The following is a 15067-nucleotide window of genomic DNA, read 5'->3' on the forward strand; positions in this document are numbered from 1 at the left end:
TACGTTCTTCGCCGCTACGCGATCGGCAACGCCGTCTGCGACCACCGGTTCAGAATTACTATTGTCCTCTGGTAGTAACCTAGGGCTATCTCAGCCATGCCTGCGCCACGCGTCTCTACTGTCGTTCCCGTCTACAATGATCCCGGTGGGATCGAGACGACGCTCGATTCGCTTACCGAGCAGACGTACGAAAACTACGAGATCATCCCCGTGGACAACGATTCGACGGACAGGACACCGGACGTAATTCGCAGATGGGAATCGCAGTATCCAGACCGCGTGGTACCCGCCGAGGAAACTGCCGTCCAGAGTTCCTATGCTGCACGGAATGCGGGCATTGAACGCGCATCCGGTGAGATTCTGCTCTTCATCGATGCGGATATCTGGGTCGAAGAGACCTGGATCAGCGAGATGGTCTCCGCACTGGAATCCCGCGACTGTGATTATCTCGGGTGCGATGTCGAAATCGTCCCCAATTCGGACTCGGCGTCGCTCTGGGAACGATACGAACAAGCGCTCTCGTTTCCCGTCGAGACGTATCTCGAACGAAAGCACTTTGCGCCAACCTGTGCACTCGCCGTTCGTCGCGCGGTTTTCGACGACGTCGGCCCGTTCGACGAGCAACTCGTTTCCGGCGGGGACAAGGAGTTCGGCCAGCGGGTCCACCGGGCTGGTTTCGAACAGGGATACGCCGGTTCGATAACGGTCTTTCACCCGGCCCGCGACTCGTTCGGGGCACTTCGATCGAAGGCACGCCGAATCGGTCGCGGCCGAGCGCAGCGACGCCACTACCATCCGGCGGACAGTAACTACGTTCATCCGTTACATCCGGTTCGATTCCTGCCGCCGAGCCCGTTGCGCCTCTACCGGCGGTATTCGGGGACAGCCGCGTCTGCCCCCGAAATGCTTTGCTACTACGTACTCGAGTACGGGCTCAAACTGATCCAGACGACGAGTTCACTCCGTGAAACCGTCGCGCTCGCCCGGGGGCGTTCATAGGATGGTTTCGATAATCGTTCCCGTCTACAACGATCCCGAGGGCGTTCGGGCGACGCTCGACTCGCTTCGCCCGCAGCTCGCGGCGACCGACGCGACGGCGGTCGTCGTCGACAACGGCTCGACGGATCGGACGCCGGCGGCGATCGACGCCTACGCCGACGGGGAGTCGATCCGTCACGGGACCGAGGCGGAGATCCAGTCCTCCTACGCCGCCCGGAATACCGGCGTTCGCGCTACCGACAGCGACATCCTCGCCTTCGTCGACGCGGATATGACGGTCCCCGAAGACTGGCTCGAGTCGGCACTCGAGGAGTTCAAAGCTACCGGTGCGGACTACATGGGTTGTTCCGTCGACCTCACGCTGCCCGAAAACCCGACGCTCGCGGCTCGCTACGATCACCACACCGGTTTTCCCATCGAGCAGTATCTCAAACACCAGCAGTTCGTTCCGACGTGTTGCCTGTTCGTTCGGCGCGAGGTCTTCGAGGACGTGGGACTGTTCGATCATCGACTCGTGTCCGGCGGCGACAAGGAGTTCGGCAATCGCGTTCACGAGGCCGGTTACGAGATGCACGTCGCGGCGGACGTGACGATGTTTCATCCCACCCGGAACTCGCTTCGCGCGCTGATCTCGAAGGATCGTCGCGTCGGCCGCGGGCTGTGTCAACTACAGCGCTATTATCCGGAACGGTACGGCACGCCTGGCGTGCCGCCGCGCCCGTCGGGGATCAAATCGCCGGACTCCGCTCTCCCACTGCGGGATCGGCTCGCGTTTAGTGCACTTTCACAAACCCTCACCGGCGTCCGCGGACTCGGGTACTATCACGAATACCTGGCGTCACTCCGCGGCGGGGACGCGAGATGAAGGCGGTGCCGGCGACAGTGCTGGGCCGCCTGAACTCGAACCACGCCCGTAAGCGTACAAAAGAATCCTCCGGTCGGCCGGATCTATGTGCCGTCTGCGCCAACGAGTTCATCCGCCGAGTGCAAGAGGCCGTAGAGGTAGCCGAAGCCGACCGCCGCCGTGAACACGAAAATCGTCGCGAGTTGCTTGCCTTTCGGGGCCGTCGGCTCGCGCCCCAATTCTCGGAGCCGCAAGGGGACGAACTCGAGCATAAGTTGTTTTAGATAGTCGTTTTTGTCCCCCGCGGCTTCGGGTAACAGCAGGTCCATGATTCGCTTGGAGTAACCCTGCCAGAACGATCGGAACACCAGCCAGCGAAAGTCCCCGCGGTAGTCGAACAGTTTGTGGTTGACGACGGCGTCGGTGTTGTAGATAACGCCCTTCCCGTACGCGTTGGCCATGCGGATGCAGACCGGCGCTTCGTGCGCCTGGATGTGCCGGTCGCCCTTCCGGCCGGTGTTTTCGTCGTACCCGCCGACGTTCAGGAAGACGTCTCGCCGGTAGGAGATGTTCGAGCCGTAGGTGTTTCGCAGTTCCTCCATGTGCTCGCCCATGCCGCGCTCGTCACAGCCGACGAGCCAGTAGAACTCTTCGGGGAAGAACTCGGGTTTCTCGGTCACCCAGTCGGGTTTTGCGTGGCCGCCGACGGCGATGGCGTCGGTTTCCTCGTAGACGCGGGCGAGTTCTTCGATCCAGTCGGGTTCGGCGACGGCGTCGTCGTCGATGAACGCGACGACCTCGCCGGTCGCGAGTTCAGCGCCGCGGGTGCGACTGTAGGAGATACCCTGGTTGTCGTCGTTACAGTGGAGGACGATGTCGTCGTGGGCTCCGTATTCGTCGACAACGCGGTCGAAGACGGCGTCGTTTCCGTCGACGACGATGACGATTTCGAGGGGGTCGTACGTTTGTTCGAGAACGCTGTCGACGCACTCGGAGAAGACGTCGTAACGTTCCATCGCGTACGTGCAGATGACGACGGAAACCTTCATTGTCCACAGAATTGCCCTGAATAGCGAATAAGCCTTTTCCTTCTCTTGGTCTGGAGAGTCCGGACGTGGTCATCGTGGTTGAATCGTGGATGTTGCTGCGTTGCAGTTTCTCCTGTGGATTCAGACGGACAGCAGTCCGTATCAAAGCGAACTGACGGGTGGTCGGATTGGTCAATCGGAGACAAGTATATAACAAGACTTATTCTTTGTTTGGGTCTGGTGGAACCTAATGAGTACCAACACTGAACACGTCGAGGACGAGACGGACTCATCCGTTCTCGAGACGTGGTCCGAATGGTATCACGTGCCCGTCCTCGGGGCCGTGATACTGTTCATGATCTGGGTACGCACCCAGGCTTACGGTGAATTCATCACCGAGGACGGGACGCCCGCCCTCGCTGGAGTTGACTCGTGGTATCACTGGCGAACGATCCAGTGGACGTCGGAGAACTTCCCGAATACGATGCCGTTCGATGTCTGGACCGGGTTTCCGACCGGCCGCTACGTCGGGCAGTTCGGGACGCTGTTCGATCAACTGATCGTCACCGTGGCGATGATCGTTGGCCTCGGCGACCCGTCGCCGGAGACGCTGTACACGGTCTCTCTGCTCGCGGTTCCAGTGATGGCCGGGCTCATCGCGATTCCGGTGTTCTACATCGGCCGCCGGCTCGGCGGCACACTCGGCGGCATCACGTCGATTGTCCTCCTCGCACTCATCCCTGGTCAGTTCCTCTCGCGGTCGACGGTCGGACAACTCGACCACCACATCGGGGAAGTCCTGTTCATGGCGATCGCAATCCTGGCGCTGATGGCAGCGTTGCGCTCGGCTGAACGCGAACAGCCGATCTACGAACTGCTCGTCGATGGCGACTGGGAAACGCTGCGTCAGCCGACGATCTACAGTATTCTCGCGGGAGTTGCCCTCTCGCTGTATATCTGGGTCTGGCCGTCCGGCGTCGTCCTCGTCGGCATTCTCGCGATCTTCTTTACGATCCAGCTCTGTCTGGACTACGTTCGGAACATCTCGCCGGATCACGTCGCGTTCGTCGGCGCCGTGAGTCTCGGTCTCACCGCGATCATCACGGCGCTGTTGATAGAGCAGTTCAGTACGAGCGCGACGAGCTTTGGGCTCTTGCAGCCCCTGAGTGCAGCACTCGTCGCTGGGGGCTGTCTCTTCATGGCCTGGTTCGCTCGACAGTGGAACAGCACCGACATCGACCGCCGTTACTACCCGGCTGCGATTGGGGCCCTCATCGCCCTTACCTTCGCTGTGATGTGGCTGGCACTGCCAGACCTGTTCGACAATATCGTCTCCAACGCGGCCCGTCGTGCGATTCCGTTCGGTGGAACGGCGACCGACCTGACGATTCAAGAGGCCCAACCGCCGGATAACTTCACCCAATTCGTCGGAGACGAGTTCGGCGCGGCGTTCTACACGATGCTCGTCGGTCTCGCCTTGCTGATCGCGCGGCCGTTCCTCGGCCGCAAGTTCCGCGCGGAGTATACGCTGATCGTCGTCTGGTCGCTGTTCCTGATCAGTATGGCGGCGACCCAGATTCGCTTCTCGTACTACCTCACGCTCGCTGTCGTCGTTGTGAACGCTGTCTTCGTGGCCGATATCGCCCGTCTATTTAATGTCGACGTTCGGGGCAGCATCGACTCGCTGCGTCAGGTCGAGACCTACCAGGTCATCGTCCTCGTCATGATCGTCCTGTTGCTGTTTGCGCCGTTGCTTCCGCCGATGGCACAAGGGTCGACCGCGTGGCAACAGGCCGAGGGAGTACAGCCACACGGCGATGCCCAGACCTGGGAGAGTTCGAACGAGTGGCTCGCCGAAAACACGCCGGCCCCCGGCAACTGGGGCGGCGCGGACAACGCCAGTGAACTCGATTACTACGGCAGCTACTCGCCCGGAGACGGTGACTACGACTATCCCGTCGGATCGTATGGCGTCCTGTCCTGGTGGGACTACGGCCACCTGATCACCACACAGGCCGAACGGATCCCCCACTCGAACCCGTTCCAGCAAAACGCCGAGTCCTCGGCCGCGTTCCTGACCGCAGAATCCGAAACGCGCGGCGAGCTGGTTCTGGACGCGATTGCAGCCGGTGCATCCGTCAGTAACCAGTCTAACGAGGAACTCGAACAGATCGTCGCCGACGCAGACGAGACCAACGAGGAAATCCGGTACATCATGATCGATGACGGGATGGCCGCTGGAAAGTTCTCCGCGATTTCCGCCTGGTCCGGGCCCGACTACTCCCACTACATCACGCCCGACGATCTCGGTGCGAACGAACAAATCGATCGAGATGAGGTTTCCGAACGGTTCGGAGATCTGCCCTACGACGATACGATGACCTCGTCGCTGTACTTCAACAACGCCGTCGGAATGGACCACTACCGGCTCGTCCACGAAGACGCGGACGACCAATCCGCGTTCATCAGTTACGCGATCATCAACACGAACACCGATCAGGTGCTCATGAGCGACGACGGAACGCCACAGGTCCGCATCAACCAGCAGTTGAACAGTCGGCAGACGCAGGTCGAACTCAGCGTCATCCAACAGAATCCGAACTTGGAGTACGAACTCATCGGGCAGCGCCAGACAGCATCCGTTAAAACCTACGAGCGTGTCGAAGGCGCAACGCTCACCGGTACCGTCGGCGCAGACGCCGTCGAAGCTGGCGATGTCGTGACCGCGACGCTCGAACTCGAGACCAACACCGGCACCACGTTCAACTACACCCAGCGCGGAACCGTCGACGAGAGCGGCTCGTTCGAACTGACCGTCCCGTACGCGACGAACGATGAACTCGGCGTCGACGACGGCTACACGAACAGCGATGTCGAGGCACTTGACGAGAACTACACGCTCTCGCTCGTCACTGCAGACGGCAACGAGACGAGCGCGTACGAGGCGACCACGGCCGTTCCGGAGACGGCGGTCGTCGACGGCGACACGATCACGACCGAGTTCGAAGAAGTCGAGTTCGACGACGGCGCTGACGGAAACGAGACGGATTCGGGTAACGAAAGCGACGCCGGGACCGGAAACGAGACTGGTGAGGAAGGCGATTCCACCGATGACGAAAGTACCGGCGACGGTTCATCGGACAACGACACCGAGACGACTGCCGCAGTGAGCACTAAAACGGCGCCATAGTAGTATAGACCAGCCGATTTTCGGATGGCGTAGCGGCTGCCTGCTGAACTCGTTTTGCTGTCAGTGATGTTGTAGTGTGATCGAGAAATCGTTACGCCCGCGTAACGGCTGATAGCTCCAATTTCCGATCGCTACCACACGGAGTGAAATACGCACGGAGGAGAACAGAAATGCTGGAGATGATTAAATAACTGTCATAGCAGCCTCGAAGAGGCAGTAGTATCTCATTAGCGTACCGCCTCTGATGGGTACTGTCTGACTCTATCTTCGTCATGTAATATTTTCTTGTAATCATGAGTATGTAATCATAAGATAACTTTATTACTATTGGTTACATCTATTGGAATGCAATGTCGAACACAAACGGAATGAAAGACTACCTGGCACAGCACCCGCGAATGATCGGCGCGATGTTCACCCTCCTGCTGCTGCTCAGTCAGGCGGGGACAGTAGCGGCAGGGACGTATTCCCAGGTTGGTCCCTAATCACCAACCTATCTGTACTTATTACGAAGCCGTTTTCGAGTCGGGATAATAGGTATTGTTCTATACACCAGTAGTGGAGAAACTACTTCTTGGATTTATTCGTCACGGGAAGTGGAACCCGCCGACACCGTCGTTCCAGAAGAGTTCTTTTTCGTGGACGACGGGAAGTTCGCTCCAAGAAAGATACTCTTGAAGAGAGTCCTCATCGACGGACAAAAACGGTGTGTATCCCGGGCTGAGGTGCCAGTCTGCAACCGTTGGAAGGCTGGATTCCGTTGTGGTACCTAATTTGTACTCCTTTGTCGAGTACGACTGCATGGCAAAGTCAACAGTCCCGTCTTCATGGTTGGTAAGTTGAAGGACGGCCGGGGCACCACCTTCGGACTGGGCGATATCTGCTGAACCGTCACCGACGATGAGATACTGATCGCCCAATCCTGTATTCTGCCGGGCGATTTCGAGTGCGCCACGGAGCGGGAAGCCGCGATTGAGCAATCGCGCCATCGTTTCACCTGCGGTGATTGCATCCTCGTTTGCAACGTCGCTATACGTGCTTACACCGCCGAACGCACCGCGGCGGGTCAGCGCAAGCGCCTGGTGATATGACTGGCAGGCGTTCAAGAAGAACACACCCACGTCGACCGACTCGAGCGTTCGAACGTCGAGGTCGCCGTCGGGACACCGCAGTCCGTCCTCGGTCGCATGCCCGATATAATGGACGAAGTCGTACCCGCCGTCGGTCAAGAGGTCGGCGAGTTTCGCCGTGTCGACGCCGAACTCGGAGTGGATCTCGAACGGGAGTTCGTCGCGAGTGCCGTAGGTCGCATCGAGTAAATCGTGTTCGTCGAGCATGCGAGCGTCGTTGCAGACGAGCAAGATTTCGATGGAGTCGTTTCGAGCATCGCGATCCAGTTGGTTCCGATACGCTTCAATGGTCGCCTTAGAGGCATTTTGGGGAACGTTGTTACCGAACCAGGCGTGCTCGATCGATTCGTCGGTGACAGTCGGCACGACGAACTCTGAGGCATCCCGTACCGATGATGTGGGTGACGAGGGCGACGACGGCCGTCGCGTGTCCGGTTCGCTTGCCGACCGAACGAGACGGGCATCCGCCGGCGGTTGGGATGGAATCGTCTCAGGGGTTCGACCACGAGACGGACGAACGATTCCGAGTTCGTTGACAATAAACGGAAGCAGTTCGATGCTTTCCGGTTCCGACGGGATGTGAGCGGTGAGGGGCCACCGCGGGATGTACTCCTCAATGAGATCAGCTGGCGGTTTGAGGTACAGTTCGAGTCGTTCGGGAAGCGGCTTCTCGTAGGTCGATGAGAAATCGAACGAGAGATCGTCTTCCAGAAATGAGCGTTCGAGGAGATCGTACTGGAAGATGCCTTCGGTTCTGGTGAGACAATCGAAAAAGAAGAACCGTTTGAGAAGCGCAGCGATTTCATCCCCGAATTCCTTCCCGGTCGGAAGTGAGTACTCGAACTGTGGCGTGTGAAGCGCGGGTGACGAATTGGTGTGAGTCGTCAGTTGGACTGTCGCACCGAGGAAGAACGCGAGTGGGGCGGCCTGAAAGAGAGCGAGATAGGTTGGCGGTGTTGTGATGGTGATCGTGGTTTCAGTTGTCGCCGAACTCGTGAGCGTGTCAGCCGTGCCAGTGGCACTATTGTTCTTTCGAGAAGCCACATCGCAGGATGTGCCTTTCGGGCCGAACGATTCCCAGTAAGAACTATCGATGTCGTCACGAATCGTCGATTTGGGGATCGAATCGGGGATTTCGAGGGTATCTCCGAGTTCGATGAGCGGCGGATGTCCGCGGAGTGTCGGCCACGTTCGTTCCGGTGAGGTTGTTTTGAGTGCCAAGGAAAGTACTGAGATGGCCGTTGCCATCGAGTCGAGATCGGGCGGTGTTGTGATTGTCCCGGCGGGCCGATCGTGTAGCGATCTAGCACCGAGTTCGATTTCTGTCGTGTAGTCGAGATTAACACGGACCGCAGTCAAGCCAACGTCGATTGTTCCGGGGGAGTCGATGCGACAGTAGAGTTTAATCGGACCACTGAGACCGATATATTGCGTTCGGTCGTCGAGCTCCCCCCGCTCTCCGGCGTCGAAGCTCGCCTCAGTTCGTCCGGCGTCGTCGTGAATGGTTACCGAGAGGCGTTGGTCGAACCGGAGTTCGTCGGTTTCGATCGTACAGGTCTTGTTGACCGGGAAATAGAAATTCTGAGGATCATCTGTGGATGCTGGTTCGTAACGAGCAGAAGCCGAATTCGTATCAATATTCGATGGCGAGACAGGGGCTGTGGCTGCGATCGTATGGGAAACCGGCGATTCGATCGATACTGGCTCTGGTGTTTCGATCTGGAGATGGCGCTGTTCGATCGAATCGTGAATTTCCAGCCCCGGTGGGGTAGTTACTTCCGTGAACTCGATCGTCATATCTACCTCGAGTATAAATCACATTCATGGCCATCGCCAAAAAAGGGCACTGTCGGATATCTGGTATCTGCCATCAGTTGTCTCCCTCGGAACGGGGAACTCGATTCGAATACCTCGCTACAAGTCGCTGGCTCTCTTTTCCGTTCTACGAGTTCTCTCCACTCATCCCGTCCGTATCTAAGTCGCTGTCGGTCGAAGCCGAACTGAGCGTTCGAAACACGAGCGTTGGAAATCGTGGTTCGACTGAACTCGGGCGGCGACCGCTGCCGGTCGTTGGGAGGGGGACGCGTTCGATGACGCCGCGGTCGGCGAGTTCATAGAGGAAGCGTTTGACGGTGCCGTCGGTGAGCGTCGATCGATCGGCGATATCACCCGCGATTTCGCGGATGGGGCGGCCGTCGCGGTCGACATCAACAAGATGGGCGAGGACCTGTTGGCGGGTTTCGGAGAGTGCGAGGGTACGGTCGACGTGGACGCCGTGGGAGGGGACGGCTGTCTGTGCCTGCTCGAGATGACCGGCTTCGATGTGGTCTGCGTCCGTGGTACTGGCAAGGACTGCAGCACTGAATAGGGCGGCGAGTGCGTCGTGGGCGTTGCCGTCGGCCCAAACGGCGAGTTCACGAACGGATTCGTGATCGAGGACGCCTGGGGCGAGGCCGGTTGAGGCGCGGTCGGTGATGACGTCGACGAGTTCGTGGTGGCGATAGGCGGGGATGGTGATGGTGGAACCGGCGTCGGCGTCCCAGCCGTCGGGTTCGGTCTGGCCGACGGCGATGGTCGAGACGCTATCGTTGACGGGGGCGAGCAGTTCGCGGACGCGGTCGTAGCACAGGGTTTCGGGTTCGTCGTGGTGGTCGATGGCGACGACGGCGCGCCGGTCGTGGCGTGTGAGTTGGGAGGTCAGGCGCTCCCCGAGGTCGTCGGTTCCGATGCCGCTCTCGGGGACGGGTTCGGCGGAGATGACCGAGAGGACGGCCTGGTAGAACGCGAAGGCGCTTTCGACGCGGCGGCCGTCGACGTAGACGAACCAGGTGACGGGACCGGTGCTCCCGGCGCGCGTGGTGGTGGCGATCGAGCGGCTCGATTCGCCGAGGCGGTCGTTGAGCGCATCGAAGAGCGCGGTGATGATCGCCGACGTGCCGGCGCCGGCCGGCCCGACGACTGCGACCGGCGAGGGGAGTTCGCCGTCGAAAGCCGGTTCGAGGGTGTCGAGTAACTGCTCGAGAACGGGGCCCCGACCGACCGGCTCTTGTCGATGAACGACGGGACTCAGGTGGTCGCGATCGACGATGATCGAGCGATCCTGGCGTGCTGATCGTCGGCGAGCGATGCGCTCTTGTAAGTTCATCAGTTCGGCTCCGTTGCTGGTGTTGGCTGCGCGGAGCTCCCGACGAGCGCCGCCTCAAGTACTTCGAGCGTGTGTCTGATTTCGTAACCGGTCCCGTGCTCCATCTGCATCGAGCAGGTCGGACACTCCGTCAGCCCGGTTTCGGCCTCGGCGGCCGCCATGTGCTCGAACATGTCTTCGCCGATCTTCATCGACGTCTCGTAGTTCTCTTCCTTCCAGCCATAGGTCCCGGAGATTCCGGAACAGGAGTCCCCAACATCGTGCGCTTCGATACCATCAATCGCGTCCATCACTTCGATCGTCTGTCCATCGAGCCCCTGGTTACGTGAATGACACGGTGCGTGATACGCGAAGTCGTCGAACTCGTCGCCGACCGAGGTGCCCTCGAGTTCGGCTTCCAGGTCTTCGTGGACGCGCAGGTACTCGACGGCGTCCCAGGTGTGTTCGGCGACGGTGTCGGTGTCCTCGAAGTCGAACAGTTCGGGGTACTCCTGGCGGATGGACATCGAGCAGGAGCTACACGAGGCGATAATGTCAGCGCCGTCCTCGATGGCCGCCGCGAGTTCGCGGACGTTGGTTTCGGCGGCGCGGCGGGCGTCGTCGAGCATGCCGTTTGCGAACATCGGGGTGCCCGAACAGGACTGGTCGGGGACCATGATCTCGTAGCCGAAGTGTTCGTAGACGCGCACGAGCGCCTTCGCGACTTCCGGCGTGTTGTAGTTCGAGTAGCAGCCGTGGAAGTACGCGATGCGCTTGTCCTCGCTTTCTACGTGCGCGCCACCTCGCTTTGTCCACCACTCTCGGAACGTCTCCGTCGCGAACTCGGGGAAGTCGCGTTCGCTCGTAACGCCGAGTGTCTTCTCGCCGAGCCACTTCGTGACCGAGAGCCCCATCACGAAGTTCGCCGTGCGGGGGAACATCGACGCCAGCGGGGCGAGTCGCCTGTAGTTCGCGAGCATTCGGTTGCGGATGTACTCGCGGGAGAACTTGCTCATGTTCTCCTCGACGTACTCGCCCCGGGCGGTGTTGTGCATCTGCGACAGCGGCACGTCCGAGGGGCAGGAACTGTCACAGCGCATGCAGTTCGAGCACTTCATCACCGACTCGTCGATGTCGTGGTCGTCCTGGCGCTTGAGCCGCCACTGCTCGGGCCCCTGGAACTTCGGCCCAGGGAACTCGTCGTCGACCTCGGCGACGGGACAGTTCGTGTCGCAGGTCGAGCACTTATAACAGTTGTCCGCGCCCGGCCGGAGGTCCATCTCCTCGGATTCAGGAAAGACCTGGACCGGCTCGAACTCGTCGTCCGCATCGTCGCTCGATTGGTCGCTCGGTACCCCGTCGTCGATCGGTTGCTCTGCTTCACTCATAGCGGTAGCTCACTGAATTAGAATCGCCGCGGTCTCCCGTTGAACTCGTACTCGTGTGCTGGGTTGTCCCGACGCCGGTCGAAACGCTTGTTGCGATCACTTTCATTCTCATATCTCCTCCCCCGCGCGCGTCCCGGCGACGTAGCCCGTCGCGAGCGAGACGCCGGCACCGGATTTTTCGGCCGCGTAGTCGTAGCCGCCCAACACGGCACCCGCCGCCCGCAGATTCCTGAACTCGGGGTCGTCGGTCGAATCGAGCGGCCGGAGTTCACGATCGGGGGCCAGGCCGAAGCGCGCGTAGGGTTGTTCGCCGAAGACGTCGTCGACGAACCAGTCGTAGCGGTCGCTTGCGTGGGGGACGTGGCAGTCAAAAAGCGGTTCGGATACTCGCTCGCGACCGGATTCGATTCCCTTCCCGACCAGGCCGCCCGTCGCGAGAACGTACTGGGCGGCCTCGTGGGGGATTTCGGCCCCGTTGCGGTCGACGACGACGTGATCGATCCGACCGTCGGCCGCTTCGTAATCGACGACCGGCACGCCTGAGGTCACGCGGACGCCCGCATCCTCGAGTTCAGCGTAGAGTAGATCCTCGAGTCGGAGGCCGGGGAGGCTCGGCGGTCCCATGGGGATTTCGAAGACATCGACGCCGAGTGCGTCGGCGAGCGATTCTCGAACCGCGGCTGGCCGGTCGTCGCCTAAAATTGCGGGGAATCCGACGCGCGGTTCGCCCTCGAGATGCGACTCGACGGCTGCGGCGAGGGCTTCGCGTGCGCCGATTTCACCGTTGACGCTGCCACCAGGCGACTGCACCCGTTCGTCCCGATCCAGGAGGTGTGCGTACCGCGTCACCTTGGCGTCGTCGCGAACGATGCCGGGGAACGAGAGCGTCACCCCGCGCGCGTCGAAGGGTGCGCCCGCGGATTCGATGTGCGCTGCCGCAAGGGGTGCCTCGAAGTCGGGCAGCGTCTCGAAGCCGACGAGGAGCGCGTCGCGGTCGTCGCTCGCCAGTCCGTCGGCCGTCGCGGTCGGATAGCGCGCGGTCGGTTTGACCGTGCCGCCGTGGGTCGGGACGAGCGCGTTTTTGTCGGTGTGCCCGCCGGCGTAGGCATCGCCGGCGATGTCGTCGAAGAATTCAATTGCGTCGCGGACGGCCTCGCCGCCGACGCGTTCGTAGGGATGGCCGGTGGGGAGGGTATCGAGTTCGGCGAAGGGGTCGACGATGGGTTTCTGTTTTTGTCCATGTCCCTGCTCTTGCCCCTCGCTACCCGGAGCATAGCCGAGCACGTCGATCAACCCGCTCGCGTGTCGGAGCGTGCTTTGTTTGGCGGTGACGAGTCGGACGCGGGCGTCGGGTGCCGTCTCGGCGGCTGCGAGCGCGGCCGTTGCGCCCGCGAGTCCGCCGCCGATCACCAGTACGTCGTCGGTGATCGCCATTTACGCGCCCCCGTCGAACTGCGCGTAGTCGACCTGTGCCGGTGCGTTTGCGGGATCGTTGTCTCGGTTCATCGTCGTCGCGTGGAGCGCGTAGTTCAACATTGCCTGTGAGAGCTGTTCGCCCCACAGCGCGTGGCGTTGGCCCTTCCAGCGCTCCTGAAAGAGTTCGTCGAGCGCGTCGCGGACCGTCTGCTCGTCGTACCGGGGGTGGAGTTCGTTCGCCATGTTCTGACAGCAAAAGCCGCCCTGGCAGTTGCCCATGGAGGCGCGGGTGCGGATGCGAACCGCGTTCAGGTCGGAGCCGGACTGCTCGACCGCGTCCTGAATCTCGGCGCGCGTGACGCCCTCGCACTGACAGATGACGGGATTGGCCTCGTCCTCGGCCGGTTCGAGTACGTCCGGCGCGCGACTGCCGAGGCGCTGTTTGCTCCGGCGGGCGATCGGCGAGCGCAGGCCGAACGAGTCCATTCCTTCCTCGAGCACCGCGATATCTTCGCTGCCGGGCAGCGGTTCCTCGGCGGTGACACACCGGGCGTCGACGCCGAGTTTCGCGCAGACGTGATCGGCGATTTCCTCGGCCATCGCGCGGTAGGTGGTGAACTTGCCGCCGACGATGCTCGACATGCCGCCCACGCCGTCGCGCTCGTCGTGATCGAGCAGGAAGAAGTCCCGCGTGATGTCGGTCGGGTCCTGGGTGCCGGTTCCGGGCGGTTCGTACAGCGGGCGGACGCCCCAGAACGAGCGGATCGTCCGCGCGTCCTCGATGATGGGAACGAGTTCGGCGAGGGTGTCGATCATCTGATCGACTTCCCACTGTTCTTCGGGGTAGTCGTCGGGGTCGTCGACCTCCTCGTCGGTCGTGCCGAGAATGGCGGTCGTCTCGTGGGGGACGATGATGTCGGCGTCGCCTTTCGGCCGGCAGCGGTTGATGACGGTGTCGACCTGGCGGACGTTCATGATGGTCATGACGCCCTTGGAGGGCCGGACCGCGATGTCGAGGTCAGCCATCGCGCCGATCCGGCCGGCCCACGCGCCCGTCGCGTTGACGACGTACTCGGCGGTGATTTCCTCGGTCGTACCGGGCGTCGCGTGCGTTCGCTTGCCCGGGCCGGAGTCGTGGCGGACCTCGACGCCGTAGATGTCGTCGCCCTCGCGCAGGAGGTCGATGACTTCGGCGTGGGTTTCGACGCGCGCGCCGTGGCGCTCGGCGTCGAGGGCGTTCGCGACGCAGAGGCGGAACGGATCGACCGCGCCGTCGGGTACTTGAATCGCGCGCGCCACGTCCTCGGCGAGGTACGGTTCGATCTCGCGGGCTTCGCGCCCCGAGAGGACCGTCGCGGGGATTCCGCAGTCGCGACAGCCCGCGAGTTTCTCCCGGAAGTACTCGTCCGAGTCCTCGGGTTGCTGGACGAACAGGCCGCCGGTCTCCTCGACACAGTGGCTCGCGATATCCCGGAGTATTTCGTTCTCTTCGATACACTCCGTCGCGCTCGCCTGATCGGAGACGGCGTAGCGCCCGCCGCTGTGTAAGAGGCCGTGCATGCGGCCGGTCGTGCCGCCGGTCAGATTGCCTCGTTCGACGAGAGTCACGTCGACGCCGCGTATCGCCAAATCGCGGGCGATACCACAGCCGGTCGAGCCACCCCCGAGGACGAGGACCGTCGTATCGTGTGCCATCCCTTCGTTCGAGTACCTCGGTCGCCGCGACCTTTATTTTTATCGACGCTCACCGACCACCCATAAGAAACAGTGTGCGTGTGGGTTGTTGACATCTAATACACCTCATAGTCGCTTATATGGTCCTATAGCAGTTGAAACGTCATCTCAATCGGTATTATCTCAGATTCTGATTATTCGCTCCGTCTTTCTGATAGTCGTCCGACCGCGAATTCGGTAACATTTATAATGATCGTCGAGACTGTTTACCAGT

At 61.1% G+C, this 15067-nt stretch carries 10 protein-coding genes; 4 read left to right on the forward strand and 6 right to left on the reverse strand.

Annotation, left to right across the window (positions count from 1 at the left end):
* Positions 1–96 precede the first annotated feature (96 nt).
* Together SM755_RS08665 and SM755_RS08670 are read left to right on the forward strand one after the other, a co-directional pair.
* A complete protein-coding gene (locus tag SM755_RS08665; protein ID WP_323172306.1) occupies positions 97–999 on the forward strand; it encodes a glycosyltransferase in 903 nt (300 codons plus the stop codon).
* 1 nt (position 1000) lies between these two features.
* Positions 1001–1864: a glycosyltransferase gene (locus SM755_RS08670; RefSeq protein WP_323172307.1), complete on the forward strand. Its 864-nt coding sequence runs from the start codon at positions 1001–1003 to the stop codon at positions 1862–1864.
* 83 nt (positions 1865–1947) lie between these two features.
* Here SM755_RS08670 and aglG read toward each other — a convergent pair whose 3' ends face one another.
* Positions 1948–2892, reverse strand: coding sequence for a glucosyl-dolichyl phosphate glucuronosyltransferase (gene aglG, locus SM755_RS08675; RefSeq protein ID WP_323172308.1), 945 nt, complete (start codon positions 2890–2892; stop codon positions 1948–1950).
* A gap of 229 nt (positions 2893–3121) precedes the next feature.
* On the opposite strand from aglG, the gene SM755_RS08680 reads away from it, so the two are divergent.
* Both SM755_RS08680 and SM755_RS08685 read left to right on the forward strand, forming a co-directional pair.
* Positions 3122–6061 carry an oligosaccharyl transferase, archaeosortase A system-associated gene (locus tag SM755_RS08680; protein ID WP_323172309.1) on the forward strand — a complete coding sequence of 980 codons (2940 nt, stop codon included), beginning with the start codon at positions 3122–3124 and terminating at the stop codon, positions 6059–6061.
* 350 nt (positions 6062–6411) lie between these two features.
* Positions 6412–6546 (forward strand): hypothetical protein, encoded by a 135-nt coding sequence (locus SM755_RS08685; RefSeq protein WP_323172310.1) that lies wholly within the window; start codon positions 6412–6414, stop codon positions 6544–6546.
* Between the two features lie 102 nt (positions 6547–6648).
* On the opposite strand, the gene SM755_RS08690 is transcribed toward SM755_RS08685, so the two are convergent.
* The 5 genes from SM755_RS08690 to glpA all read right to left on the reverse strand — a co-directional run bounded on the left by SM755_RS08690 (position 6649) and on the right by glpA (position 14814).
* Positions 6649–8988: a hypothetical protein gene (locus SM755_RS08690; protein ID WP_323172311.1), complete on the reverse strand. Its 2340-nt coding sequence runs from the start codon at positions 8986–8988 to the stop codon at positions 6649–6651.
* Positions 8989–9133: 145 nt separating this feature from the next.
* The gene (locus SM755_RS08695; protein ID WP_323172312.1) at positions 9134–10336 is read right to left on the reverse strand and encodes an AAA family ATPase; all 1203 of its coding nucleotides are present in this window, start codon (positions 10334–10336) and stop codon (positions 9134–9136) included.
* Positions 10336–11703: an anaerobic glycerol-3-phosphate dehydrogenase subunit C gene (locus SM755_RS08700; protein ID WP_323172313.1), complete on the reverse strand. Its 1368-nt coding sequence runs from the start codon at positions 11701–11703 to the stop codon at positions 10336–10338. Before SM755_RS08700 ends, SM755_RS08695 begins: the two co-directional genes overlap by 1 nt.
* Before the next feature lie 108 nt (positions 11704–11811).
* Positions 11812–13137, reverse strand: a complete 1326-nt coding sequence (gene glpB / locus SM755_RS08705) for a glycerol-3-phosphate dehydrogenase subunit GlpB (RefSeq protein ID WP_323172314.1) — start codon at positions 13135–13137, stop codon at positions 11812–11814.
* Entirely contained in the window at positions 13138–14814 is a 1677-nt protein-coding gene (gene glpA, locus SM755_RS08710) for an anaerobic glycerol-3-phosphate dehydrogenase subunit GlpA (protein ID WP_323172315.1), read from the reverse strand.
* Positions 14815–15067: the final 253 nt, after the last annotated feature.

The sequence above is a fragment of the Natrialba sp. PRR66 genome (assembly GCF_034808065.1).
Lineage (GTDB): Archaea > Halobacteriota > Halobacteria > Halobacteriales > Natrialbaceae > Natrialba > Natrialba aegyptia.

Excerpts from the sequence above, each read along its gene's own strand:
- aglG (WP_323172308.1), bottom strand. The coding sequence starts at position 2,892 with ATGAAGGTTTCCGTCGTCATCTGCACGTACGCGATGGAACGTTACGAC.
- SM755_RS08690 (WP_323172311.1), bottom strand. The coding sequence starts at position 8,988 with ATGACGATCGAGTTCACGGAAGTAACTACCCCACCGGGGCTGGAAATT.
- glpB (WP_323172314.1), bottom strand. The coding sequence starts at position 13,137 with ATGGCGATCACCGACGACGTACTGGTGATCGGCGGCGGACTCGCGGGC.
- glpA (WP_323172315.1), bottom strand. The coding sequence starts at position 14,814 with ATGGCACACGATACGACGGTCCTCGTCCTCGGGGGTGGCTCGACCGGC.
- SM755_RS08665 (WP_323172306.1), top strand. The coding sequence starts at position 97 with ATGCCTGCGCCACGCGTCTCTACTGTCGTTCCCGTCTACAATGATCCC.
- SM755_RS08695 (WP_323172312.1), bottom strand. The coding sequence starts at position 10,336 with ATGAACTTACAAGAGCGCATCGCTCGCCGACGATCAGCACGCCAGGAT.
- SM755_RS08680 (WP_323172309.1), top strand. The coding sequence starts at position 3,122 with ATGAGTACCAACACTGAACACGTCGAGGACGAGACGGACTCATCCGTT.
- SM755_RS08685 (WP_323172310.1), top strand. The coding sequence starts at position 6,412 with ATGTCGAACACAAACGGAATGAAAGACTACCTGGCACAGCACCCGCGA.
- SM755_RS08700 (WP_323172313.1), bottom strand. The coding sequence starts at position 11,703 with ATGAGTGAAGCAGAGCAACCGATCGACGACGGGGTACCGAGCGACCAA.
- SM755_RS08670 (WP_323172307.1), top strand. The coding sequence starts at position 1,001 with ATGGTTTCGATAATCGTTCCCGTCTACAACGATCCCGAGGGCGTTCGG.